The organism is Celerinatantimonas diazotrophica (assembly GCF_004339545.1).
Taxonomy (GTDB): Bacteria; Pseudomonadota; Gammaproteobacteria; order Enterobacterales; family Celerinatantimonadaceae; genus Celerinatantimonas; species Celerinatantimonas diazotrophica.
In genome coordinates this window covers 85,837-110,324 of sequence record NZ_SMGD01000001.1, presented here as the reverse complement: position 1 = coordinate 110,324, position 24,488 = coordinate 85,837, and the positions used below count along the sequence as shown (strand labels likewise).

Genomic DNA, 24,488 nt, shown 5'->3' with positions numbered 1-24,488 from the left:
ATCAGGTTTTACTTCAGACAATAAAAAAGAAAAATCTCATGAATAGTTCTAGAGTCGCCATATCGGTTCTGATTTTGGGTATCTTCGTTTTCTTCTTAATTGCATATCAGGCGCCATTTACTGTTTACATGAAAAAACGTCGTTAGTTACTTCATTTCTAATTTTCCCCATTCCCTTTGCGCTGCGCGTTTGGCGTTGTTCTCGCTGGCGCACAGATAACTTAAATGTTTATAGTTCGGCCGCTGCCAGCGGTAACGCAGCTCTTTGTAATCATCGCCCGTGCCTGCAATGGCGGTGAGTCGTTTCGCCTGGTCGGTGCGGTAGTCGTAGGTTTTTACGCCAGTGTAGCTTCCGCGTTTGGCTAACAGGTAACGGTTTTGGGCGCCATTTTGGCGATTGAGCGTGATGGTTGGCAGGGCTACACCGCTTAAGTTTTGGCTTTGGCCATTGGGCAAAAACAGCGGTTTATCGCAGATAAATGACGGATATTTCACACTTCTAGGAAAAATAATAATCGATTTCAGCTGCGCTTGAATCTAGAAAACCAACTAATTCAGGTAGTTTATCAATAAGCATGAGGTGTGCCGATTTGCGTTGCATCAAATTTCCACCATGAATGAGATAAGGTTGGCCTATAGTTAAAACTGTTAACTCACATCAACCAAAAATAGGAGGGTTTTATGGCTAAAGCTGCGGATAGCATCGTGACACGAACTTATTGTATTAAAACAAATAGTGAGATCGCAGAAGCTCCCGTGTGTACTTTGTTTTTATCTGAAGATGTCTCTGATGGGGAGGTCATTGGGCTGTGTGTGGTTGAAGCTCAAGCTGAAAGTCCTGAATCTGTCTATTGCAAAGCAGTCGTTCAGGGCAGTGAATCTGAAATGGTCTTTGGCCCCAATGTTACGCTCAATATTTCACTTCAAGGCTACCCGTATATCAAAGCGCCGTCTGGCAGTAATTTCCCTGTTCAATATCGTAATTTTCAGCTGCAGATGGTGTTAGATAAGGACCGTAAAGAAGGCACTGCAACTTATCACTACCTATCTCCAACGAATGGTGAATGGAGTACACAGGCAAATGTTCCGGTAAGAATGCTGTAGTCACGGAACCCATAGAAAAATCTAGCTGTATGGATAGAACTTTATTAAGAGGAACATATTATGGCTGAAGGAATGATGGGCGCATGGAGTGAATACCATAAATTGAGCCCTGAAGATCAGAAAGTATTCGACGAAGGTATGGAAGGTTTTACTGGCGTAGGGTATTCACCGGTTGCTGTAGCTACTCAAGTGGTCAATGGCGAAAATTATTCGTTCTTTTGCAATGCAACATTAGTCTCTGTAGGTGAAGAGCATTTCCCGGCGATGGTTGATATGTATAAAAAACCAAGTGAAAAAGCCGAAATCACTAAAATTAATCAGTTGGAATACTAAGTAATATTGGATGAATGAGGGGGCGTTGATGAGCGCCCTTTTTTTATTTACCGGTAAATTCTCCGGGTTGCTGTGGCCACGTAACCTCAAACGGAAAGCCGTCTTGCTCGGGGATATTACGCAGCGCCACACGATACTGCTGCCACTGTATTGCGGGCTGGCGGTTAGTCACGCATTCCGGCATATAGGCATACACCGTTAAGTTATCGCCGCAGTAAGTTGCTGCCGAGGTGTAGAGCTTGCCCTTAAATTATTAGCTCAACTCATTGATGGTTATGAAATAGAAAATGTGGAATCTATTCGCTTAGAATCATGGCCAAAATTTGTGATTCATATTCAAGGTGCCGATTTTAAAGGGACAATACCGACACGGATCATGCCTGCTTTATTGAATCTGCAGAAAGAAGTTCATAAGGTATACTGTATTAGTAATTATGGTGATGAGAATCTTCACCATCTCACGAAAGAAGAGCGTGAAAAGTTAGAGTTAGTTGTTAAGGTCGGTGATGGCTCTTCAATTTTTGAGACCTTGCTACAAGACTCTCTTGTCAAAACACTTCAGGACGCTGTAAGTAAAATGACACCATCAGAAATTACATTAGTACTGATATTTTTTGGCTTATGCGCAACGAGCGCCTTTTTTTGGCGGTCATGGCTCGCGCATAAAGGGAAAGAAAAAGAGCTGGATCAAACCATTGAGTTGTCGCAACTTGAAAAAGATAAAATGGAAATAGTCCAAAAAGCAGCTCAGAACAGCATTGCCTGCAGCCAAATTATGCAAGGACTCGGTGAGTTACGCGCTGACATCCTCACCAAACTACGCCCAGAAGATAAGCTTGAAGTTGCAGCTTCTGCAAACGACGATCCGCAACCCAACTTTGTGATTTCAGGTGTTCAGGCCAACAAAATTGTGAGTAAGCCGCGTGAAAAAGCAGTTGAACAGATGGTTAAAGGGGAATATTTCTTAAGAGCAGCTGATTTTTCCAAAGATGGAAGTGTGCGATTAGATGTGGAAGATATTGCCAATGGTTACCAATTCCATGCAGATGTTCCTCTTGGCGTTTTAGGTTACGACCAGGAAGAAGCCATTAAAAACCACAGCTGGGAACGGCATCCTATCGAGCTATCGATGTTGGTGAAACAGCTCCATGGCCGTTATACCTCTGCCAAAGTCGTCTCTGTTGTTACTAAACAGTTGGGGCGTTCTTAATATATCACTTTGCGCCGTGTTCGAGTTAAGAACGCGGCTCTTCAAACTCATAATCCGCTAACAAACCTGCCTGTTTTTCGGCTTGTGCTTTGATGGCCTATTTTACCAGTTCTTTGGGTAAATCGGGGTTGTCTTTGCATGCGGTGGCGATTTTTGCCTGTTCTTCGCTGCTTGGTTGCTCGGACGTTGTCATGGTCGTTCCTTTTGTTTTCTTCATCGTTATTAGTTTACTGGCTTGTTTATCAATGGGCTAAGCCTTTCGAACCATTGTGGGTTTAAAGGGTTTGCGCTAACGTTATCTTACTTAACAGTCAATAGGATAGGAAATCATGAAGCTTCAATGGATTGTTGTTGCTTTTGTTAGTGCTTTACTTCTTTCTGGGTGTGCTACTTCGAATTATTCAGTTGGTCGTGACTTTCCAAGCCAAGAAGTCCAGCAGATTGTAAAAGGGAAAACGACTCAAGCACAGATACTGGCAATGTTCGGCAAACCTTACAGTAAATCGGCTCTTGAAAATAACCAGGAAAAATGGGTTTACCTCTATTCTCATGGGACATCTCATGCACAGAGTTACCTCATCACTATGTCAGTGACTGTAAAAGGGCATCGCAAAATGCTTGATGTTCTCTTCAAAGATGGCGTTGTCGAAAATTATAGTTATCTCGAAGACGATGGGCCGTCGAATAATATGACAACAAATTAATTAGGTATGGTTTTATGTTAGATTATATATTGTTTCGTGTACCAGTTTTTAAGACTAAAATAAATGATAAATGGTTAAGTGAACAATTAGATAAAAAGATAGCTAAAATACCGGGTAATATAGCAGATAGTATTAAGGCAAATATTAAGGCAAAAGAATATGAGAGTATTGGAGCAGGTGAAATATTAAACTATCAATTAGGGTGGATCGAGATAGCTAATTGTGAAGGAGGGCTTTCATTCTTTGTTGTAGCTGCACAAGGAAATCCTCGGGGAGCTAAAAGGGTCTTTAATCCAATATCATTGCCAACAAATATAGATCACTACAATCACTGTCAAACGTTTACCAATTATGATTTTTCAAATGTTCTAAAGCAGATAAAAAATATATGTGAAGAAATATTAAAAAATGTTAGTAAATTTAAAAACTGCTATGCAGTATATACTGAGTTAGAACAACTAGCTCCATTTATTGATTGGAATAAATTATTGAATTCGCCAGTATAAACCATACTGGCGAATCTATTTTATTTCACAGCCTGCGGTTTTTGTGGCGTGTTTTCGTTCGCGGCAGTGAGGACGGTTTGCAGTTCGCCGTCGATGATGCTGAGAAAATGAGCGAGATCATCGGGGTCGACTTCGAAGTGTTTGTCCGTATCGCTGTCGAGGATTAAATATTTTAGAAAACTGATGGTGCCTTTGACATGGTCGAGGCGTTGATAGTCATCTTCACTAAGAGACCGCTCTGCCTATTCCCCGAAAATGTTGTATTCGGCAGAACTCCCGACCATAAAATCGTTCGGTCCCACAAATTTTGGACACAAAAAAACGCAGTGCTATCGGGTGCGGGGAAACCGCTTAGAAGAGGTTGTCACGCCTCATGGATTAAATATTAATTTATTTCAATGGAGAAAAATATGAGTAGTAATCGAATGGACTGGTCAAAGTTACTAACAGAAACCAGAGTTGGAGTTGAAAAAGGTACAGACACAGATTTGAGAAGTGAACATGTTAGAGATTATGACCGTATAGTTTTTTCCAATGCATTTCATAGGCTTGGTCGAAAAACACAGGTGCATCCATTAGCGGAAAATGACCATGTACATAACCGTCTAACGCATTCAATAGAAGTGAGTACGGTTGGTCGAAGTATCGCATACCTTGTAGGTAAAGATATCGAGACGAATAATCCTAAAGATATTCCCTTAACAAGTGATGGGAATAAAGATGATGAGTTTATTTTAAAATTGACATCTATAGCTCAAGCCGCGTGTGTAGCCCATGATATTGGAAATAGTCCATTCGGACATGCTGGGGAACATGCGATCAGAGAATGGTTTTCGACAAAGTTCTCTGATCAAAATCATTTTTTAAATAAGCATATTGAAGAAGATAAAAAGAATGATTTTAAAATTTTCGAAGGAAATGCCCAAGGTTTCAGAATTTGTTCCCACTATGATATTTCTCATAAAGAACATGGTTTGCAGTTAACGTATGCAACTTTAGGTGCGATGATAAAATATCCTTGGGTATCCAACATATCTAAAGCAGGAATTAAAGAGAAATTTAATATATATAAGGATGAAGAAGAAATATTTTATAAACTAGTAGATGAATTAGGGTTGATAAAAAAAAGTGTTGATGAAATTGAATATGCGAGACATCCCATAGCATTTATAGTTGAGGCTGCTGATGATATTTGCTATAAAATTATTGATATTGAAGATGCAATTGAACTTGGTGCTATAACATATAACAATCTTGAATATATATTAAAAGAATCTAATTTAGACAGGGTTTTATTTAATGAAATTAGTGACTATGATAAATTATCAAACAAAACAAAAATGTCTAGAATAAGATCAAAAGCTATTGGTTATTTGATTGAAGCTGTCAAGCGAGAATTTATAAATAATTATGATTTAATAATGGGTGGTGAATGTGATATCCCATTATTAGATTTGGCTGAAAAAACTAATGAAGGAATAGCTAATCTCCTAGAAAAATTAAAAATATTAACTAATGAAAAAGTGTTTAAAATCCCTAGGAAAATTGAAATTGAAGTCGGAAGCTATAGTACGATGGAAATATTATTGGATGCATTTATACCTGCGGTTGAGGATTACATAAAAAATAAAGGAAAAATTTCATTTAAAAATAAACGTATACTAGATCTAATGGAAGATGATTTTGATAAGTCAAATGTTCTTCAACAAATAGAAGATAAAGAAATAGATGATATGGATGAAATATATTATAAAAGTTTTATGCGTGCAATGGATTATATTTCTGGAATGACTGATAACTATGCTACTTATATTGCAAAACAAATATCTGGTGATGCTAATTAAAATATTTTCTATCCACCCAAAAGTAGCTCTTGGAGTACCTTTTGGGTGCTTTGTTTCACCCCCAACACTTCCCTTTTCTGATACCGAATCGACCGACTCTTCGGAGCCGGTTTGTCGGTGAGTCCATACTGATGAATACGGGCGATGCGTCCCACGCGGCCACTGTAGCCCACGCTTACGGCTTCATCTGATACTTCCACCTTCATCCATTCCGCTTGTTTGAGTTTGGTAAACATTTTCCGCTTGATTTTGCCTTTGCGTGGGGCGAAGGGTGTGCCATCGGGGTTTTGTTGGGCGCTAATGCGTTGCTGCTGTTGTTTGCGGATCTGCTGGCCGAGTTGGCGCAGGCGTTTGCGCCGTTCGCGCGGCTCTAGTTTATTGAGGATGGGGGCGGCCCAGTCTTCAAGGGCGGTGAGATCATCCGTCATTTTCGTTCCAGGTGGTAATTGGTTGGCCGGTGTTGTCGATGAGCGTCAACGGGGTGTCGCTGGGCAACTGTTCCTCCAGCTGCGGTTCGGCAAGGTGCTCCACTTTACCGTGGAGTCTGCTGACGAACTCTGAATTGAGTACAGAACAACTCCCACATCTATAAGCTTGGATATTCGTCTCAATTTAAAAAAGATTTTAAAAAATAGTTCGTAAAGCGATTTCTGATGTTCTGGTTGTCGGTCACATGATTACGATAATTCATAATGGGGAGCCTATTCCTGCTCGATGCGTTGATCATGCGCTATCGGTTGACTGGGAAGGGTTTAGAGGTTGTCACATTCAGCCTGCTCTCGTGTTAGTTTAACGTATTTTTTGATAATACTTTGCAGTTCGCCCGAATAGGTTCTCACAGCGAATTATTCTAATCCTCCAATTTTCCCCATTCCCTTTGCGCTGCGCGTTTGGCGTTGTTCTCGTTGGCGCACAGATAATTTAAATGTTTATAGGTCAGGTGCTGCAGTTTGATTTATATAGATAAAACTATCATTTATGAGTAAAATATATCGTCATATTTTATGTTTACCTTATTGGCCATTAGGGCTGTGTAAGGTTCAAAGAAGTAAGGATGTGTGTTGTGGCAGAAGTCGCGCCAGAAGATGTCGCAGAAGTACAAGCGCATGCAAATGCAGCCATTATGCAAGCTCATACTACGATTCGCCAAGAAATCCCCGCCGGTACACTGCAACAAAGTTTCATCAGTTATGTTGAAACGATGGTGCATAAGATCATGTCTGAGTTCGTAGCTTATGGCCGTTTGACGAAAGCAAAAGCGATTGAACTTTATCAGCAGATCTCAAATGTATTAAATCCTCAAAAATTAAGACTCATCTTGGATTGCGTGACGAACGGGGGAACTGCTATCTCTTCCTTATATATGGGGCGAGAGATTATTGGTTGGATAACGAATCCAAGAACCTTGTTAAGTTTTTTGGGCGCCGCAGACTTATTTGTTGATGGTGTCGGGCTAGGAATTGGTGCAGCGGCATCGCTTGAAGGTGTTCTTGTCGCGATATTTGTGGCGATCGCGGTGCTTGCTGTAATCGTCATTATTGGGCACGTCACCAATAACTTTGAAGAAGCTTATTTATATTTCAAGGATGGTTTCAAGTCGCATTCTGGTTACTTTCGTCAATGGCATGAGAAAATATTTGGCAAAGTTTTAGGGGATGATATTTACGATGTCAGCGATATTGCGATTTCTGCGCGTGGGTTATTTGAAATAAAATACTTAGCTCCGGATGAGTTGGTTCAATCGTTTGGATTAACAATTCAGAGATTACTCGATAAGACTCACCGAGCATGGCATGATCTAAGCCGCACTGCCTTCGTTTCGGAGATCGCCGCCGATGTAAATACGGTTTCCGGACACGTTGAGGATGCATATGATTGGGTAAAAGAGCAGTTTTCATCGAATCAAAAAGAAGATAAGAAGCATGGGTGATATTTTTGTAGCTTTTGGTTTACTCGTTCTGAACATCGTACTGTTCTTTTGGTGCCGTTTCATCAAACGACGCTTCCTGAATTTGAATTTTCTGTTGAAATCATTGAGCTGGTTTAACTGGATTTATTGGTTGTTTTTTAACTTGATCATTTGGCAGCATCAAGGCTACATCTTTCCATATGATGTGATAACAGGAAGGTCTCAAGCTGACGGTGTTTGTATGCTTATTGCGTTTATTTTTACATTCGTTCTGTTTTTTCAGGGGCCCATCACTGTCTACATGAAAAAACGTCGTTAGTTACTTCATTTCTACTTTCCCCCATTCCCGTTGCGCTGCGCGTTTGACGTTGTTCTCGCTGGCGTACAGATAACTTAAATGTTTATAGTTCGGCCGCTGCAGCTTTGATTCATATAGATAAAACTATCATTTGTCGGTATACTGCATTTCTATATTTAATGTTTAAACCTTTTGGGCGAATTTCCACCGTAAGGGAATATGCAAATGAGATATATGATTGGGTTGAATCGTATTTCTCCTCTAATAGCGATAAAGAGAAACAACATGAATAATTTTCTTGTTGATACAGGTTTATTGGTATTTGTAGTTGTATTTTTTGTGCTGTTTTCTGAAAAGACGCTATTTACAATTCGTATTTCCGTATTCTCTATTCATTGGAAACCATGGAATTGATAGCGGAGGTGTGATCATTTCATTTATCTTTAGTTTCATTGTGTTTTTTCAAGGGCCTTTCTGAGGTAAAAGCAATGTGGTATGTAGCCTGAGTCATTTAAGACCAGTTAAATAAGATGCTTCAATTTATTTTAGCTATACCCGGAATACTTGTTTCTTTATGGTGTTACTGTCTTACGCAGACAGTATTTAAGATATGGGATGCCTTTCAAAGTATTCTGTTGGGGCAATTGGATCTACTGGCTGTATGTTATATTAGGATTTGGCCGGATGATTCACTTGCTTATCCATACTCTTTGTTGGTAAAGGGGGGCGTTATCGGGTGGGTTTTATATTATCGTCGCTGCGATTGTAGGCATGGCAATCATGTCTCAGGATCCTTTTTGTATGAAAAACGTGGTTAAATGCGCAGAGAATAAATCGAATAGAGCCTTTATATGACGGATATCTTAGTTGCTGTTGGTTTACTCATTTTCGAAATTGTACTGTTCTTTTGGTGCCGTTTCATCAAACGGCACTTCCTTAGTTTGAATGGCCTATTGAGAAGCTTATGTTGGATTAATTGGCTTTATTGGCTGCTCTTCTGTGCTGATATTTGGCATGAACAACGCTTTATCTTCCCATACTCTTTTATTGTTCATGGGGCTAAGGTTGGTAGTTTTTGTATGGTTATTGCATTTGTTTTTTCTTTCTTGATAGTGTTTCAAGCCCCTTTCTTGGCTAAACCTCGGCGAGGTATGTAGCAGGGAGTACTATAGGTCTACTTATACATGATGATTTCAGTTGTTGTTGCAATAATCGGGATAGTCGTATTCTTCTGGTGCCGATCCCTAAAAAATCGTTATTTGAAATCCAATATATTTATGAAAATACTTTGTTGGATTAACTGGGGATATTGGCTGTTTGTTGATTTATTTATTTGGCAAGATCACGTGTTCTTGTTTCCATATTCCAATCTCGCTGGTGGTATACATGCTAATGGTCTGTGTACGATTATTGCTTCTATCCTCTGTTTTTTTATTGCATATCAGGCGCCGTTTACTGTCTACATGAGTAAATGCCGCTAAATGCGCAGGAAATAAATCGAATAGAGCGTCATATGACGGATACCTTGGTTGCTATTGGCTTACTCATTTTCGAAATCGTATTGTTCTTTTGGTGTCGTTTCATTAAACAGCGCTTCTTTAATTTGAATTTTCTATTGAAGGCTTTGGGTTGGTTGAACTGGGCGTATTGGATCTGTTTTAATGTAGCCATCTGGAAAGATCTCAGATTTATTCTACCCTATGATTTAATCTCAGGAAGATCCCAAGCTGATGGGATCTGTTTAATTATCGCCTTTATTTTTTCGTTTGTGCTCTGCTATCAATCATCTTTAATTGCCTATATGAACAAACGCCGAAAATTTTAAGCGGTTCGCTTTTATATGGCGCAGAATACGGTTACTTCATTTCTACTTTTCCCCATTCCCTTTGTGTAGCGCGTTTAGCTAATAGATAGCGGTGACTATCGCCGTTGCAGGGTGAGGGGCGACAGTTCGGTTCCACTAACGCTTTGGCTGGAACCCTGTGGTAAGAACAATAGGTGGTTGTTTTTGATGTTGGCCATGGCACCGTAGTGTCGGCTGAGGCGGTTTAATAGGTTGGCATCGCTGATAGTTTCTGCGCCAGTTGCAACTGGCATACACAAACTCGCGCAGTGCCTGCGCTCAACTGACTAATGTAGCGGTAACTGGTTGGGTATCTAACCCTGGGAGCCCCAAGATGTGAGGTTTCACCACGGACTTAGCCTCGGCGGAGAGCAGGGCTTGCAAACCAGTGTATTGGCCGCATGTGTCTTTTTCATCGGCGTGGCTTAAAGCGCTTTTCATATGGGTGAGTAAACACGGGTTGGTTGAGCGGAAAGGTCGTTGTATCCGTATCATCTGCGGTATAAACCATACTGATAATCGCTGAAGAAACCGTGGTAATGACCTCGACTGCCTTCGTTGATCTCGGTGACTCGCATGCCATGATGATAATCCGTTGGCAGGATAACTCCTGCAGTAAGATGAATTCACAGGAACCTTGCCAAGGGGCTGAGGCTTCAGCAGCTGGTTTAGGTTGTAGTTGTGGGAGTACAGTTAGAGGAGTAGACATAAATTAGCGCTGTTTTTGCGCTAAATCATATTTAAAAGTTGCATATCGTCAGATCTTTTACATACTCATAGTATATCGGTGGTGTTAGGGAGGGCTAAGTTGATAGACGAAATACAACAAATTGGTTATTCCTATGATTCCTTGAAAGAAAGGAATATATAACTGGTGGTTCCAGTTGTCAGATGAGCAAAAAGAGAGGGCTGCAAATGATGCAGCCCTTTCGCTATTTACCCGTAAATTCGCCGGGTTGCTGTGACCCTGTCAGCTCAAACTGTTCTGCTCTAATTGAACCGGACACTTTAATCATGGAACATAGTCCAATGATTAAGGTGTTAAATGACAAAACGAATAAACAGAGTTATGCGGTTGAGTTTCAAGAAGCCGTCGCATTGGTCACTGAGTAAGGTTATAGCGTATCTAAGGCCGCAGTGTCTTTGGAGCACAGATAAGCTACTTTATAACCGGAAGGCCAAGTTTGAAGCCGAGCAGTCAGGCGCCAGTTTAACCGCAGATGAACGTGCTGAATTGGTGAAGTTTCGCAAGGAAAATAAAGAGCTGAGGATGGAAAAAGAGAGCCTAAAAAAGCCAGTGTTCTCCCGCTAAAGGAAACCAAATCACGTAAGCAGCTCTCTTCGATATTTCCAGAAAGTCTGCCGTTCAGCCTATTATGCATGGCTAAAGCGCCCCGCTAAAGTGATGACAACAGAGCCGCTTCATCTTTATCGACGAGCCCAAGCTATCATCGGAAAATGTAGAAATAGCTAGATGAGAAAACGGTTATGCAAGGAAGGCTCTAAGGTGAGTGAGAATGGCGTTCAACAGCTTATGGCAAAGCTTGACTTAATGCTGCCAATGGTGAGCTGTCGCCAGTAGAATATGAACAGAATTCCCTAAGAAAAGTGTCCTGATTGAGTTGCGCAGAACAAAGCAAGCACTGATGGCGCCATATGTGCAGCGGCTGCGATGACTAGGGAGGCTAATGAGATGTGTATAAAGCCAAATGCTACGGCGAACAATTAAATACCGATATTTTGTGGCTGGTTATATCTCTTGGGACTCAGTATTCAATCTATAGTGTCTTCAATGAATTTCTCACAATCACTTCTGATGCCTTTAAATCCTATTGAAATTAGGTTGATACGTAGGTGACCTTGATTCTCAATCTATAACACCGCCGCATTTCTAACCATGGAGCAGTGCATGCAGTGGGAGATTACAAAGGCGTAGTTGGTGGCTTTTGCATATGAGAATTGTAAAAATATGTAATTTATCAATTAATGAGAATTCCTGAACTAAAATTATTGATGTTTTTGTTGTTAGTTGTTTACGTTTACTTTCTTATAAGGAAAAACAATGACTACAGTACATGACAATGAGTTTCTGTTTGAAGCTCAAACATCTGATATAGAAATTTCTTTTACCTACGGGAATGATTACATTGTCTCTGATGGACAACCTTTTGATGGTGTGACAACAAAGTCGGCAAACAATGAATTAACTATTACTGTCAAAGCGGGGCGTCATGGAACCTCTCGTTGTGCTGATTGGTTTAATAGTTCTGTGGATGGTGTGTATTCGCGCATGATCCATACGCTTGGCGGTGACAATAAACCTAAAGAGTTGAACTTCGCTATCAAAGGCGTATTAGTCATTAATGGGACTTCGTTTAATATTTGCCTGGGCCAGGGCCATCATGATTCAAACAATAACTGGCATTTAGCATCTGACAAGATGACTGCCGATGAAAATGCGAAAAATGGGACATTGGGTGAGTATCGATTATCACAATCAGACACCCATAAGTTTATTGTTTCTGCTGCTTAATTAACTATTGAGATACTAAGCCCTTTTTGAAAGGGCTTTTTGAGTCATTCATCCATCTATTGCATAGAGAGCCTATTATTAAAACCTGTTGATTTTTATTGTACGTAGGGTCCTTGTTGATTAAATCAGTATGACAAACTTAGTTTCCTCAAGACCCCATTTACTTGTCTGATGGACAGGTATCCCCAACCTATATGACCCTGCCACTGTATGTTCGGTTACGACCGCCCACTTGATTTGGGGTTATAACTGCGTCTCATCGTCAATCCGGTCAACGTACCCATTGTTTTGTATGATTGTATTACTATCAGTTGGTTAGCTTGCCTTTTATCTTTTTTTGGTCATATCCACACAACTTCTATTTTTCATTGATTACCGTAACTCCGACTAGAGGGCGAGTCATTAGGGGACTTTTAATCGGTTATAAAAGTGTCCTGAGCTCGCAAAAAAGCAGTAATCATATAAGTATCAATTAGTTCAAAATGAAATATCGATTTCAAAATGAAATACCTTGAGAATTGCCATATTAAAAATATGTGATTGCCTTCAATGACAAAAATAATTTTAAAACATAACAAATAAATATAAAACCTTTAAAAAACATATAGATACAACTTTTTTTATTATTCTTTTTATGACATTGGTACGTTTCTCGCTCCTATATAACCAACTTTAATAGGAGAATAATTATGAGTTTCAAGGTTTTATTACCGCAAGAGATTATGGCAGAAGGTCGTGAATATCTAGAAAGTCGGGGATATGAATTAATTGATGGCTCAGGAATGGAAGAAGAAGATATTATTCGTGATATTCCCGATTGTGATGGAATTATTGTTCGTCTTTCCAAAATGACTGACCGAGTATTTGACGCTGCCAAAAAATTAAAAGTCGTTGCTCGCCATGGAGCCGGTTACGATACCGTTGATTTGGAATCAGCAAAACGACATGGAGTGATGGTGTTAAATTGCCCCGTAGCTAATAGCATGTCAGTTGCTGAATTAGCTATATTTTATATGTTGCATTGTTCTCGTAATTTTAAACTTGTTCAGGAAAAAATGCTGGATGATTTTTATTTTGCGAAATTAAAAACACCTAAAGTTGAACTCGATGGCAAAACATTAGGATTGATTGGTGTCGGAAACATTGGTTCTCGAGTTGCTAAAAAAGCGATGTATGGATTTAATATGAAAGTCATCGGTTATGATCCATATAAAACCAAAGAGCAAATTCCAGAGGGTGTTGAATTAACCGATGACTTTGATCGCATCTTTAAAGAAAGTGATATTGTTTCTCTGCATTGTCCAGCTACCGAAGAAACATTTGATTTTGTTGGTCACAAACAATTTAATTTAATGAAAGAAACTGCCTATTTCATCAATACTGCTCGCGGTAAAGTAGTGAATGAAGCAGATCTATTTAACGCTTTGAATGATCACCTGATTGCTGGTGCCGCTGTTGATACTATAAAACATGAACCTTTCGAGAAAACTGATCCGTTATTTAGCTTAAATAATCTTGTTATTGGTCCGCACATTGGTGCAGCGACAAGAGAAGCAACTGATCGTGCATCGCTACATTCTGCAATAGGTATCGACGAAGTGCTATCTGGAAAAGAGCCCCGTTGGCCAGTTCCAGGGTTTGAAGGAGGGAATAAATAATGAGTATCGGTAACCGAATTTTCACTAAACGTCCGCAATTAAACACTAATTTAATTGAAGAATATGAACAACTACCGGTGGCTAATATTGCCGATAAAATGAATCGTATTTCGGTGATTGGCAATGATATTAAATTAATTTCTTCACCCAAAAAACCGGTGACAGTAGGTTTTGCTGTAACAGTTAAAGTTCGTGCGGGTGATAACTTAATGCTGCATGCCGCTTTAGAAATGGCCAACGAAAATGACATTATTATCGTTTCTAATGAGGGTGATCGCTCCCGTGCTTTGATGGGCGAGATTATGGCAACCTATGCGCATTACGATAAGCATATTGGCGGTATTATTTTAGATGGTCCTATCCGAGATTTAGATGCAATATCAAAAATGGAACTACCGTTATTTGCGGCTGGTGCTAATCCTGCTGGTCCCTTTAAGCAAGGCCCTGGTGAAGTAAATACGCCTATTGCAATTAGTGGTATTGCTATTTGTCCTGGTGATTTAATTGTGGCAGATACCGATGGGATTGTAGTTATTCCATTGATGGAAGCATCTAATTTATTAGATCAAGTTAAAGAATATTCTAAATATGATTCGGGAAAAGTTGAAGCAGCCAAAGCGGGTAAAGCAAATAAAGACTGGGTGAAACGAATTATAAATGAAACTGGGGTAGAGATTATCGACGGGACCTATAACTAATGCGCAATTAATTATTTGCCTCGGAAGAGGCATTTAATTATCAAGGTGAAAGATATGAAATTATTAAAACTCGTACCAATTATACTGTTTCCTATAATATTTTGGTTTACACCTCATCCAGCCGCCTTAACTGCACAAACTTGGGCAATTGTGGGCATATATTTAGCAATGCTATGTGGCTTGGTTTTACGGCCTTATACTGATGCTGTCATTATGCTTATCATTTTGGGATTTGCATCGTTATTTATTTCGCCGAAAGTTTTATTTGCCGGATTTGGGGGGCCATTAGTCTGGTTTATTATCAGTGCCTTTATTATTTGTAAGGCTTTTGTGATTACTGGACTAGGTAAGCGGATTGCCTATCTGTTGCTCAGACGATATGGCAAAAATACCCTTACATTAGGCTACCTGATGATGTTTACCGATCTGATATTAGCACCGGCTACCGGCTCTAATATGTCACGTTCCGGTGGCATCACTTATCCTATTTTCCGTAACATTGCTGAGGCGCTAAACTCTACGCCAACTCAGGGGAGCCGGAAGCTTGGGGCTTATTTGACCATGCTGATGTACGTGGTATCAATGGGAACATCGGCTCTGTTTATGACTGGGATGGCAACGAACTCAATTACCGTTTCACTGGCCAACAAGATCCTCAACATCAATTTGGAATGGATGGTTTGGTTTAAAGCGGCCATCGTTCCAGCTGGACTCATTTTGTTAGTTGCTCCGCTGCTTATTTATAAACTTTATCCACCTGAACTCAAGGTGATCGATAACGTTCGAGAAGTGGCTGAGAAAGGTCTACGTGAATTAGGTCCTGTGAAACGTGAAGAAAAACTGTTGATCATCTTCTTTGTACTTGGGGTGCTTGGATGGATGACTGGTTCGTTAACTGGAATTAAATATATTTCGGTTGGGTTGGTTTTTCTCTCTAGCTTGTTGTTGTTTAAAGTGCTGAGTTGGCAAGATGTGGTGAATGAGAAAGGTGCTTGGCAGACGTTTGTTTGGTACGGTGCTTTCTACGGCATTGCGGTTGCTTTGGCTCATGGTGGTTTTTATCTCTACTTAGTCGATGTCATCAAAAACTACGTCGATCTATCCCATCTTAATTCGTATGTTGCTATTGCCGTATTGGTACTCTTTAGCCTCGCGGCGCGTTACTTGTTTGTCTCAAGTAGTGCTTTTGTGGTTTCGTTCTTCCCTGTTCTGTTCACCTTGGGGATGACGACCAGTGCTGATCCGATGTTAATTGCTTTATCATTAGCATTTTCGGCAGCTTATGGAGCGCTGTTAACTCATTACGGAAATGGGGCTGGCGTTATTACCTTCTCAAGTGGCTATGTGCCACAGAAAAAATTCTGGGGAATCGGTACCGTGATGGTTTTAATTAACTTCCTTGTGTACCTCTTCATTGGATTGCCATATTGGCATTTTCTTGGACTCTAGGGGGCTATGATGAAACTGGATTTGTTAATTAAAAATGGAACAATACTGGATCTTCAGCAACGCCAATACATTCGTCAAGATATTGGAGTAAATGGTAATAAGATCGTTGACCTAAGTGGTATTGAAAATTATGAATCCGATACCACGATTGATGCTGAAGGTGCATGGGTTTTACCCGGATTGATCGATTTTCACACTCATGTGTTCCATGGTGGCCTTGCGATCGCCGTTGACCCGAATATCATCTGCTTGCCAAATGGTGTGACAAGTGTCGTTGATGCTGGAAGTAGCGGTTGTACTACCTTTAACCTGTTCAAAAGCAGTGTGGTTGAACCTTCAAGAGTGCGTATTAAGAGCTATCTGAATGTGGTGAGTGTCGGTTTGTCGACCCTTGGAGGGCCCACAGGATATCTCGAGAATATCGATCCGGCGCATTACAATCAGGCCAAAATTGCTCAGTTATTGGCAGAAAACCCTGATCAGATCCTTGGACTTAAACTTCGCTATAGTGAGGAGTTGTTTCATGATCATCCGTTCAAGCAGGATCCATTCATGACGATGGTGGATATGGCTCAGCAACTGAATACAAATTTCTGTGTTCATGTGACCGATTCGCATTTGCCAGCTCCACAACTGATTGAACATTTTCGGGAAAGTGATATTTTTGCGCATTGCTATCAGGGGAAAGGGAATACCATTCTCGATGAGCAGGGGAACGTTTATCCTGAGCTCGTTAAGGCTCAGCAACGAGGCGTGATTTTTGATTGTTCCAACGGCGTAGCTCATTTCCATTTTAAAGTCGCTCAGACGGCCATGGAACAAGGTTTTTATCCGGATGTTATTAGTACGGATATGACGCTGAAAAATAGCCTCAGGACGACCCAAGTTTATAGTTTATTGATGGTTATGTCGAAGTACCTGAATATGGGAATGCCGATTTTCGACATCATCAAAGCTGTCACTGAAACACCAGCTCGACTGATGAAGATGGATGGCCAAATCGGAACTCTAAAACCAGGGGCTTTTGCCGATATAGCGATTGTTAAATTGGTCGATCAGCCATTCACATTTGATGACAGCCAGGGGAATTATCTAAAAGCTAATCAAATCATCGAAAATTGTGCAACCATTCTTGATGGACAGATTGTTTATCGACGTCCGTCTTTATAGCCTATGATCGCCATAATACTTGATTGAGAGTATTATGGCGGCATATATTCCTCACAGATCGATATGAGTCACGTTAATTTGCTTGAGGCTTTGTCATACTGTCTTCCGCAGGATCTATTTGGGGTACTCATATGCTCTCACATGAGATTGTTATATTTTCTGTCTCGCATACCATAACTCAGCGTATTCACACCATTCTTTCTGAAACAAATCAGAGCATTCCAGTGTATGAACTACAGCACTTTGATGTGTTAAAGAAGGCACAAGAGCTAATCAATCTGGGGACTCAGGTGATTATCAGCCGAGGGGGAACCGCTGCGTTGTTACGCAGTCACCTCAATATTCCGGTGATCGAAATCCTACATGATCACTATGGTATCGCTCAGAGTATTAAGGAAGCTAAAAAATATGGTGAAAATATTGTCGCAATTGGTTTTCCTCAATATTGCCGGGTGCTCCAAAAATATCAGCAGAAAACTCATGAACAGTTCAAAATTTGTCGTGTTTACACGCATTATGATGTCGAAAACATTATCTCTGAGCTAGCGGAGCAAGGCTATAAAGTCGTTATCGGCGGGTTAGCAGTTGCTCATATGGCACATAAATATGGGCTTGATGTCATTATGGGGGACGCCGACAATCTGTCCATCGAGAATGCTATTAATGAAGCGAAGCATATCCTCAAATGCATGAAGCAAAAAAACGCTAAGTTAATTGAAACGACAGGAGCGCTTAACTGTGTTTCAGAAGGTGTTATGTGTATTAGTAGCTATGGTAATATCACTAGAATTAATACGCTTGGGGAAAAGTTATTTAGTTGTGTCGTGGGAGATAATATCTTTCAGGATACCAACTTTAAATCATTATTTGATTATATTATTGGGGAAAAAGACGTCTTTAAATTACCGATTTCGATTAAAGACCGAGAATTGTTGATCGATCTACGTAACATTAAAAGACATAACAACTATTTTATTGTCGTTTCAGGAAAATTAAGCCGTAATAACCAACAAAACAATAACAAACCAGCCATGGGGATGGCTCTTACGGCAAAATATACTTTTGACGATATTATTGGCCATTCACCTGCAATAACCGCATCGCTTGAACGAGCGAAAAAGTTTGCCCAATATGATTTTCCAGTCAATCTTTATGGAAAGACAGGGACCGGAAAGGAACTCTTTGCGCAAGGGATCCATAATGCGAGTGCGCGTCATCGAGGCGTTTTTATTGCGGTAAACTGCGCTGCACTTCCAGAAAGTTTATTGGAAAGTGAGCTCTTTGGTTACGCCGAAGGTAGCTTTACTGGCGCCCAAAAAGGTGGGAAAGCGGGCGTTTTTGAATTAGCGAATCATGGGACAATTTTTATTGATGAAATTAGTGAAGCACCACTTTCAGTGCAGGTTAAGCTATTGCGAGTGCTACAGGAAAAAGCCTTCGTTCGGATTGGTGGCCGTACTCTGATTAATACTGATTTTCGATTGATCACTGCAAGTAACAAAAAACTTTCAGAATTAGTCGAAAAGGGTAAGTTTAGAGAAGATCTTTATTATCGAATTAATATTCTTGAATTACATATCCCCCCTTTAAATGAACGACCGGAAGATATCATACCTATCATTGGCAAGATCTTACAACATAACCAGTGCCAGCTCGAGTTGGCTCCAGAAGTAGAAAATTACCTACGTCGTTATTCTTGGCCTGGAAATGTACGTCAACTTCAAGCATTCGTAAATCGATTAATTGTATTAGCAGATAGCCATGAAGTCACTCTGAGTGAATTGTTACAAATGCATATTCTGGAGGATATTCCAGAAGTCTGTGAGCTTAAAGAGTCGGCCTGTTTGTTAGATCAAACCCATTTAATTAAACGTACAGAAAGCCGATTGATAGCCGATGTTTTAAATAAAACGGCTGGTGATAAGAAAAAATCAGCATATATTCTTGGGATTAGCCAAACAACACTATGGCGAAAAATAAAAATGTATGAAATTGATGATTCGTTGTCAGTTGAATACCCTGGTATTTTGGCAGATTCATAAAATGATTTGCTCTAATTGAACAAGATACTTTAATAGTGAATATAATAATCTATTTATTGAGGTGTTAAATGACAAAAAGAGCAAACAGAAGTATACGGTTGAGTTTAAGCAAGACGCTCATGAGTAACTGACAATCATGCTCAGCTTATTCTGTATGACAACAGCATCCCGCGAAAGTTATTACCGAAAACCGGCTTGATCTCTATTGGCGAGCCAGAGTTATTTTCGTACAAAGTACAAATAGCCTGGGCTAAAGAGAAAAAGGCTCATCACCAACTGATAGCAGTGCAATCATGTGAAGCAGCGAGCTGGTTGACCTGCTGGTGGTTGATGTGAATCTGTAGCTTGAGAAGTATTGCCAATGAAGCTGTACGCTAAACAAGATAGCTGGCTACGGATTACGGTGTATCAACATCAGAGGATGATCACGATTAGCGCTGTATTTGATCAGTTTAACCTACAAATTCCTGTGACCATTTTCCGATAAACCATGAGCATCCCCTTGCCGAATGTGACTACTGTGCAGAAAAGATTAGAACTAATTGGTGTTAGGATTAAAATTATAGAAATTAAATATAATGAATTTTATTCTTATAAATATAGTACTTAAATACTAACTTGAAAATCTATTTTCTAGTATTAATAGATTACATATATTCTAATCATTTTTTATCAAATGCTATAAAGTTGATCATCGAAATGTTCGATTTAATCAGTTTTGTAGTGGGAAGATTATTTATTTGGCTGCGAAAAAACGAAAGTCGGAGAGAAACATCTCGCCGATGAGGTTATGAGAAAGAGTCTGGTCGTTTTTAGTTGTACACAATTTGATGTGAAAGATTGCAACAGTGCACGGAATAATGCTGGTGGTGATTCTTTACAAAAACAACGATTAACGCATCTTACGTAATAATATTTTATATTTTGTCCTATCTCAGGCCACCATTTAGTGGCCTTTTTCCTTTATGGGCTCTCTTATGTTTAAGCTAACAAGCAAGAATGCTGAGCGGATGGTTGCATGTTTGAAATACCAGTAGCTGATAGATAGCAAGCATCTGAGGGCGACTGGCCAAATCGGCACTGCATTGATGTATGGTAAACCTTATCTTCTTGGAGTGTCATATTTGGCTATCCCAATCTAACTGGCTTCATGAAGGAATGCGAAATTGATATGGCTTACAATGCTAAATTGAATATGGCTTACAATGATTGCTAATATGTGGTTAACATAATTAGCAATGGTTTGCTCTAACTCTTGGATCATTTCAGTGACTGCAAATGGGTGTTTGAAATAGAACGCTGTTGCAATGATCACAATGACGATTAATCCTGTTGCGGTGGCTGATTTTAGCGGGTTAGACATTTACTAATCCATGGTGGCTTATAAGAATGAACGCTCTATCCTTGGACTCATCTTTTACGATTCCATTTTTACTTTCATTTTAGTTCTTATTTTGTTTTTTGCTCTGATAGGGTTAAGCCTTCATGTTACATCATATTAGCTGCATCGTCTTTTTTATAAAGTAGAGTATGGTAGAAAAAGTAGGCGCTGTTGCTCCTTTTGATTGTTTTTTAAGCAGTTTGAGTGGGATTTAGGCAGGGCAAACGTTTTGCCGTGTAGTGAGTGGCCTCAAATAATGTTTGACGTTGGATTAGTCCTTCTCAGCTACAGCCTTTTGGGTTCATTTAAACGCATCCTGAACGCTGTTGTCCCTGTTTGCTTAACTCATTAGGAAGCAAAGACTGCGTCTGCGTCGCGTTCAAAATGTTTAATTTGAATAAAACTCAACTTCAAAAGATCAACAGCCTATCGTTGATGAAGGGACATTCGCTAAAATTTTGAACGGGATCATATTTGTGAAGTTGCACGTTGAGAGATTTATTCCATATTTAAAGTATGTCGATAGCGTTAGGGAGGGGTGAGTTGATAGACGAAATACGACAAGTTGGTTATCCCTATAAACCTTGAAGCAAAGGAAATGGAACTTGCGTTCTACGCTGTAAGATCTACAAAAGGGCTGCGCAACGCAGCCCTTTTGTTATTGACCGATTAAATTGCTCAACATTTTGATTACCAGGCGATTTTATGGCAAATAAAGAGTTGTCTTATTTTGCCTATTGGTACTATCTCTTGTGGTATTTTCATAGTTTTAATATTGCTTATTCAAACTCATTGAGACATACCTCTGGTGATGTCTGGCTAGCATTATAATAATTCATGAGGATTGTTTTCGCTGACGAACTCGCTGTGAAGATAAAGAGCTGATAGCCATATATGTGCTCGTTTTACTCACTGCTTTGAATCGCTGTGAGCCAGTTTGTCTTTTATGCCATTGAGTCTACAGTGCACCGTTAATTAACATTTTTATTATTAATGTGAAGAGCATCGAAATTCACAACGAGTATTAGCTGGAGCAGGCATTAAAGCGCATCAAGGTAACGGTGGGGGAGAATTGTATGGTTATGCGGTCGGTGACCAATTAAATGTTTCCTTGAATGGTTCTGGCTCTATTGATATATCGCTAATGTTTAGTATTAATGGTGAAAAAACCTATCAAAATATTACAGTAGGCGATTCAACATCCATCACTGCCTTTCCGGAGGGGACTGACTATTATGAATTTAATATTCAGTCGATTAGTGCAGGTGTTTCTTACATCAATATGGCTGTTATTGAAAATTATTAATAGAATAACTGTTACTGTCTTTGCTCTTTTGACGTTTTGGGCGAACGACCTCTGTACGAGCAAGAATGAGGGGCCCTTCTGATAGTGGATAGCTTTCCTAGCTGCTCACTGTACCGGTGCGCTGTTCAATTTTACACGGGGCGTTAGCCGTCATCTAATGAGTCGTGTGATATGCGATAACTAGCATTCTGTTACAATGCAATGTATGACGACAATTTTATGATAGAGGCTTTCTGGAGCACTATTATCGGTCGAAAGGGGATCTGTATAATAATCTTCTCAACTCCTATAAAAATTATTGTGTGTACCATAAAAATATTAGAAATAAAATTGAGATACATCATAGTTTGATATCGTTATAGATAATATTATCAATATTGCTTGTTACATATATTTTTGTTTGTCCTGCTTTCGACAAAACCCGGTTTAACCTATTATTACCGGGTTTTTTTATTTATTAAATCGCATTTCATATTCACCATATCTTGAATCAATAGGAACGCTAGAGCTATTCAATCCACCGTAAATAGAGCGGTCGTGAGTCGAGTAATATCTTTTTCTAACATTCGCTGAGCGATGTAAGTTAGGATATCCGGCGGTGCTCAAGTGGTCATGTTGCCCTTTATTTCACAACAAGAAGGCGTGGTTTCGGGGGAGACTCAATGAACTGACGCACAATCAAAGGCAATCCAATAGCATGGCTAACTCCATCGGGGTCCACAATAATAGCTACGTTAGCGGTGGAGTTGGCTCTATCCAACCAATAGCCAGGCTTTTTACTACAACTGCTAAATTCGCGATAAGCTCGTGCAACAATGCGAGTGGCTAGTTGTTGTTCGGCACTGATCGTGTTGCGCAAAAACATGATCGTGCTCTGAAAGAGCAGAAGATCTTCGTGCTGGTATTCTGCCTGATGTCGGCACATGAAGTTAAGTGCCGCTTCTTGTAAAGTTTGTTCGTAATCAGGCATTTTCTACCTCCCTATTGAATATTGTTGGCATGCTGTCCCGCATACTTCTACGGTAATTGACCTCGTGGTATGTGGAGACAATGGTGAAGCATGGCTGACTTGCTCTCATTTGTTTTGTGCGTTTAAACGCAGCCCTCTGGGGGAGAGGTGAAAGAATACGGGCGTCATACCGGAGTGGTTTTAAATGCTTTCGGTAGTGGTTGCGAACATGGGTTACTAACGAATCTAGGCAATTTTTGACATAACTTAGGGGATTCATGAGATCTGCCACCCCATAAACTTCTTTAGCTGCTATCCACATAGTCACCTCAGGCGTATTTGTTGGAATCATTATATCTTGAAGGCCATATTTGTTCGGGTTTAACCCCAATGGCTGAGGCGATAATTCGTTCTGATTTTGGATATTTAAAACGTAGTGCATTTCTAAGTGTTGAACCGGCAATGCCATTTTCACGGGCAAGTTGCTCAAAGTTGGTACCTTTCTTTTCTAAGGCACATTTAATATCCGCTATATGCCAATCTCGATCTGATTCCTTCATCGTGATACCCTCATGTGTTACTCATATGCGCAACTTTGATAGCTTGCGCTTCTATGTAACACAAATTAGATCACAATAAAGCGCATGTCAACTTTTTTGTGATTTTTTGCGTCTGTATGTGATTTATTTAAATTTTTATAAATTTCAATAAATTATTTAATTTTATTGGTGTATGAGATGACAAAAGCGGATCGCTTTTCTAACGGAAGCCAAATCACGCGTTTTCCTGAGCGTTTAAAAGAAGCCATTGGAAACACGTCTGTTCGCAAGTTCGCACAAAAATGCGGACATTCTGAGTCGGGGCTAAGAAAATATTTGGCGGGTAAAACATATCCGCCTCTAGACAAAGTAATAGATATTGCTAAAGCTGCTGATGTTTCTGTTGAATGGCTTATTGGTATTTATAATGATTCTTTTATCGAAGAGCGGCCAGGTGAATATCGAACTTCGTTGAATGATGAATTTACTCTAATTCCGCGTTATCGATTTGAAGAGGCGGTTGAGAATGATACCGTTAATCATGCACCGAGTGCCTCGTGTCGTTGTCTTGCTTTTCGTCGTAACTGGTTGACATGGCGCGGTTTCTCAGAAAAAGACTTGGTGATTGTCTGGGCTAAAGGCGACAGTATGGAGCCGACGATTAATAACAATGATACGCTCGTGGTGAATATAGCAAGAACACGGCCGATAGATGGTAATCTCTATGTGTTTCGTCATGGTGAAGAGTTATTTATCAAACGTTATCAGACCCTTATGGGGGATTGGCGTTTAATTAGTGATAACAAGATTTATCCACCTCTAGATATTCCAAAACAAGAGCAGCATCAGTTTGAAGTGGTCGGTCAAGTAGTGCATATTGCGAAAGACATTGGAGACTAATTAATATAACGTTCCATCCAGTTGTAGAGCGCTTTTCGTGTCGATACTTAAGTGTGTGTAACTGAACCTCAGCACCTCTGTGAATGGTGTTGAGGGAATGGCTTTTGACTTAA

At 40.0% G+C, this 24,488-nt stretch carries 23 protein-coding genes and 1 pseudogene; 17 read left to right on the top strand and 7 right to left on the bottom strand.

Annotated features, from left to right (window positions below; translation table 11 throughout):
- Positions 1-146 precede the first annotated feature (146 nt).
- A complete protein-coding gene (locus tag EV690_RS00490; RefSeq protein WP_131910983.1) occupies positions 147-494 on the bottom strand; it encodes a hypothetical protein in 348 nt (115 codons plus the stop codon).
- Positions 495-680: 186 nt separating this feature from the next.
- Here EV690_RS00490 and EV690_RS00485 point away from each other — a divergent pair, with 186 nt between their 5' ends.
- Positions 681-1,103: a DUF1842 domain-containing protein gene (locus EV690_RS00485; protein ID WP_131910982.1), complete on the top strand. Its 423-nt coding sequence runs from the start codon at positions 681-683 to the stop codon at positions 1,101-1,103.
- A gap of 60 nt (positions 1,104-1,163) precedes the next feature.
- The gene (locus EV690_RS00480) at positions 1,164-1,436 is read left to right on the top strand and encodes a hypothetical protein (RefSeq protein ID WP_131910981.1); all 273 of its coding nucleotides are present in this window, start codon (positions 1,164-1,166) and stop codon (positions 1,434-1,436) included.
- A gap of 43 nt (positions 1,437-1,479) precedes the next feature.
- Here the strand turns inward: EV690_RS00480 and EV690_RS00475 are convergent, their stop codons facing one another.
- Positions 1,480-1,620 (bottom strand): phage tail assembly chaperone, encoded by a 141-nt coding sequence (locus EV690_RS00475; RefSeq protein WP_131910980.1) that lies wholly within the window; start codon positions 1,618-1,620, stop codon positions 1,480-1,482.
- 105 nt (positions 1,621-1,725) lie between these two features.
- Here EV690_RS00475 and EV690_RS00470 point away from each other — a divergent pair, with 105 nt between their 5' ends.
- The 4 genes from EV690_RS00470 (at position 1,726) to EV690_RS00455 (ending at position 5,700) form a co-directional block, all read left to right on the top strand.
- Positions 1,726-2,646 carry a hypothetical protein gene (locus EV690_RS00470; RefSeq protein WP_131910979.1) on the top strand — a complete coding sequence of 307 codons (921 nt, stop codon included), beginning with the start codon at positions 1,726-1,728 and terminating at the stop codon, positions 2,644-2,646.
- Positions 2,647-2,975: 329 nt separating this feature from the next.
- Positions 2,976-3,350 carry an outer membrane protein assembly factor BamE domain-containing protein gene (gene bamE, locus EV690_RS00465; protein ID WP_131910978.1) on the top strand — a complete coding sequence of 125 codons (375 nt, stop codon included), beginning with the start codon at positions 2,976-2,978 and terminating at the stop codon, positions 3,348-3,350.
- Positions 3,351-3,364: 14 nt separating this feature from the next.
- Positions 3,365-3,856 (top strand): hypothetical protein, encoded by a 492-nt coding sequence (locus tag EV690_RS00460; RefSeq protein WP_131910977.1) that lies wholly within the window; start codon positions 3,365-3,367, stop codon positions 3,854-3,856.
- A 410-nt stretch (positions 3,857-4,266) separates the two neighbouring features.
- Positions 4,267-5,700 (top strand): deoxyguanosinetriphosphate triphosphohydrolase, encoded by a 1,434-nt coding sequence (locus tag EV690_RS00455; protein WP_131910976.1) that lies wholly within the window; start codon positions 4,267-4,269, stop codon positions 5,698-5,700.
- 8 nt (positions 5,701-5,708) lie between these two features.
- Here EV690_RS00455 and EV690_RS00450 read toward each other — a convergent pair whose 3' ends face one another.
- Positions 5,709-6,128 carry a phage virion morphogenesis protein gene (locus EV690_RS00450; protein WP_131910975.1) on the bottom strand — a complete coding sequence of 140 codons (420 nt, stop codon included), beginning with the start codon at positions 6,126-6,128 and terminating at the stop codon, positions 5,709-5,711.
- Between the two features lie 156 nt (positions 6,129-6,284).
- Here EV690_RS00450 and EV690_RS00445 point away from each other — a divergent pair.
- Positions 6,285-6,554 (top strand): annotated as a pseudogene (locus tag EV690_RS00445) (type II toxin-antitoxin system YafQ family toxin).
- 209 nt (positions 6,555-6,763) lie between these two features.
- A complete protein-coding gene (locus EV690_RS00440; RefSeq protein WP_131910974.1) occupies positions 6,764-7,630 on the top strand; it encodes a hypothetical protein in 867 nt (288 codons plus the stop codon).
- A gap of 2,532 nt (positions 7,631-10,162) precedes the next feature.
- On the opposite strand, the gene EV690_RS18665 is transcribed toward EV690_RS00440, so the two are convergent.
- Positions 10,163-10,459, bottom strand: a complete 297-nt coding sequence (locus tag EV690_RS18665; RefSeq protein WP_131910972.1) for a hypothetical protein — start codon at positions 10,457-10,459, stop codon at positions 10,163-10,165.
- Positions 10,460-10,665: 206 nt separating this feature from the next.
- On the opposite strand from EV690_RS18665, the gene EV690_RS00425 reads away from it, so the two are divergent.
- The 7 genes from EV690_RS00425 (at position 10,666) to EV690_RS00395 (ending at position 19,300) form a co-directional block, all read left to right on the top strand.
- Positions 10,666-10,863, top strand: coding sequence for a hypothetical protein (locus tag EV690_RS00425; RefSeq protein WP_131910971.1), 198 nt, complete (start codon positions 10,666-10,668; stop codon positions 10,861-10,863).
- A gap of 949 nt (positions 10,864-11,812) precedes the next feature.
- Complete coding sequence (locus EV690_RS00420) at positions 11,813-12,283, top strand: hypothetical protein (RefSeq protein WP_131910970.1); 471 nt, start codon at positions 11,813-11,815, stop codon at positions 12,281-12,283.
- 689 nt (positions 12,284-12,972) lie between these two features.
- Entirely contained in the window at positions 12,973-13,941 is a 969-nt protein-coding gene (locus EV690_RS00415) for a hydroxyacid dehydrogenase (RefSeq protein WP_131910969.1), read from the top strand.
- Positions 13,941-14,639 (top strand): RraA family protein, encoded by a 699-nt coding sequence (locus EV690_RS00410; protein WP_131910968.1) that lies wholly within the window; start codon positions 13,941-13,943, stop codon positions 14,637-14,639. Before EV690_RS00415 ends, EV690_RS00410 begins: the two co-directional genes overlap by 1 nt.
- A 54-nt stretch (positions 14,640-14,693) precedes the next feature.
- The gene (locus tag EV690_RS00405) at positions 14,694-16,088 is read left to right on the top strand and encodes a DASS family sodium-coupled anion symporter (RefSeq protein WP_131910967.1); all 1,395 of its coding nucleotides are present in this window, start codon (positions 14,694-14,696) and stop codon (positions 16,086-16,088) included.
- Positions 16,089-16,097: 9 nt separating this feature from the next.
- Entirely contained in the window at positions 16,098-17,258 is a 1,161-nt protein-coding gene (locus EV690_RS00400; protein ID WP_131911029.1) for a metallo-dependent hydrolase, read from the top strand.
- 131 nt (positions 17,259-17,389) lie between these two features.
- A complete protein-coding gene (locus tag EV690_RS00395; RefSeq protein WP_131910966.1) occupies positions 17,390-19,300 on the top strand; it encodes a sigma 54-interacting transcriptional regulator in 1,911 nt (636 codons plus the stop codon).
- 1,138 nt (positions 19,301-20,438) lie between these two features.
- On the opposite strand, the gene EV690_RS00390 is transcribed toward EV690_RS00395, so the two are convergent.
- Positions 20,439-20,663, bottom strand: a complete 225-nt coding sequence (locus EV690_RS00390) for a hypothetical protein (protein WP_131910965.1) — start codon at positions 20,661-20,663, stop codon at positions 20,439-20,441.
- Between the two features lie 1,090 nt (positions 20,664-21,753).
- Between EV690_RS00390 and EV690_RS00385 the strand changes: the two genes are divergently transcribed.
- Positions 21,754-21,987 (top strand): hypothetical protein, encoded by a 234-nt coding sequence (locus EV690_RS00385; RefSeq protein WP_131910964.1) that lies wholly within the window; start codon positions 21,754-21,756, stop codon positions 21,985-21,987.
- A 622-nt stretch (positions 21,988-22,609) separates the two neighbouring features.
- Here EV690_RS00385 and EV690_RS00380 read toward each other — a convergent pair.
- Together EV690_RS00380 and EV690_RS00375 are read right to left on the bottom strand one after the other, a co-directional pair.
- Positions 22,610-22,957 carry a hypothetical protein gene (locus EV690_RS00380; RefSeq protein ID WP_131910963.1) on the bottom strand — a complete coding sequence of 116 codons (348 nt, stop codon included), beginning with the start codon at positions 22,955-22,957 and terminating at the stop codon, positions 22,610-22,612.
- 308 nt (positions 22,958-23,265) lie between these two features.
- A complete protein-coding gene (locus tag EV690_RS00375) occupies positions 23,266-23,496 on the bottom strand; it encodes a helix-turn-helix domain-containing protein (protein WP_131910962.1) in 231 nt (76 codons plus the stop codon).
- A gap of 177 nt (positions 23,497-23,673) precedes the next feature.
- On the opposite strand from EV690_RS00375, the gene EV690_RS00370 reads away from it, so the two are divergent.
- Positions 23,674-24,375 carry an XRE family transcriptional regulator gene (locus tag EV690_RS00370; protein WP_131910961.1) on the top strand — a complete coding sequence of 234 codons (702 nt, stop codon included), beginning with the start codon at positions 23,674-23,676 and terminating at the stop codon, positions 24,373-24,375.
- Positions 24,376-24,488: the final 113 nt, after the last annotated feature.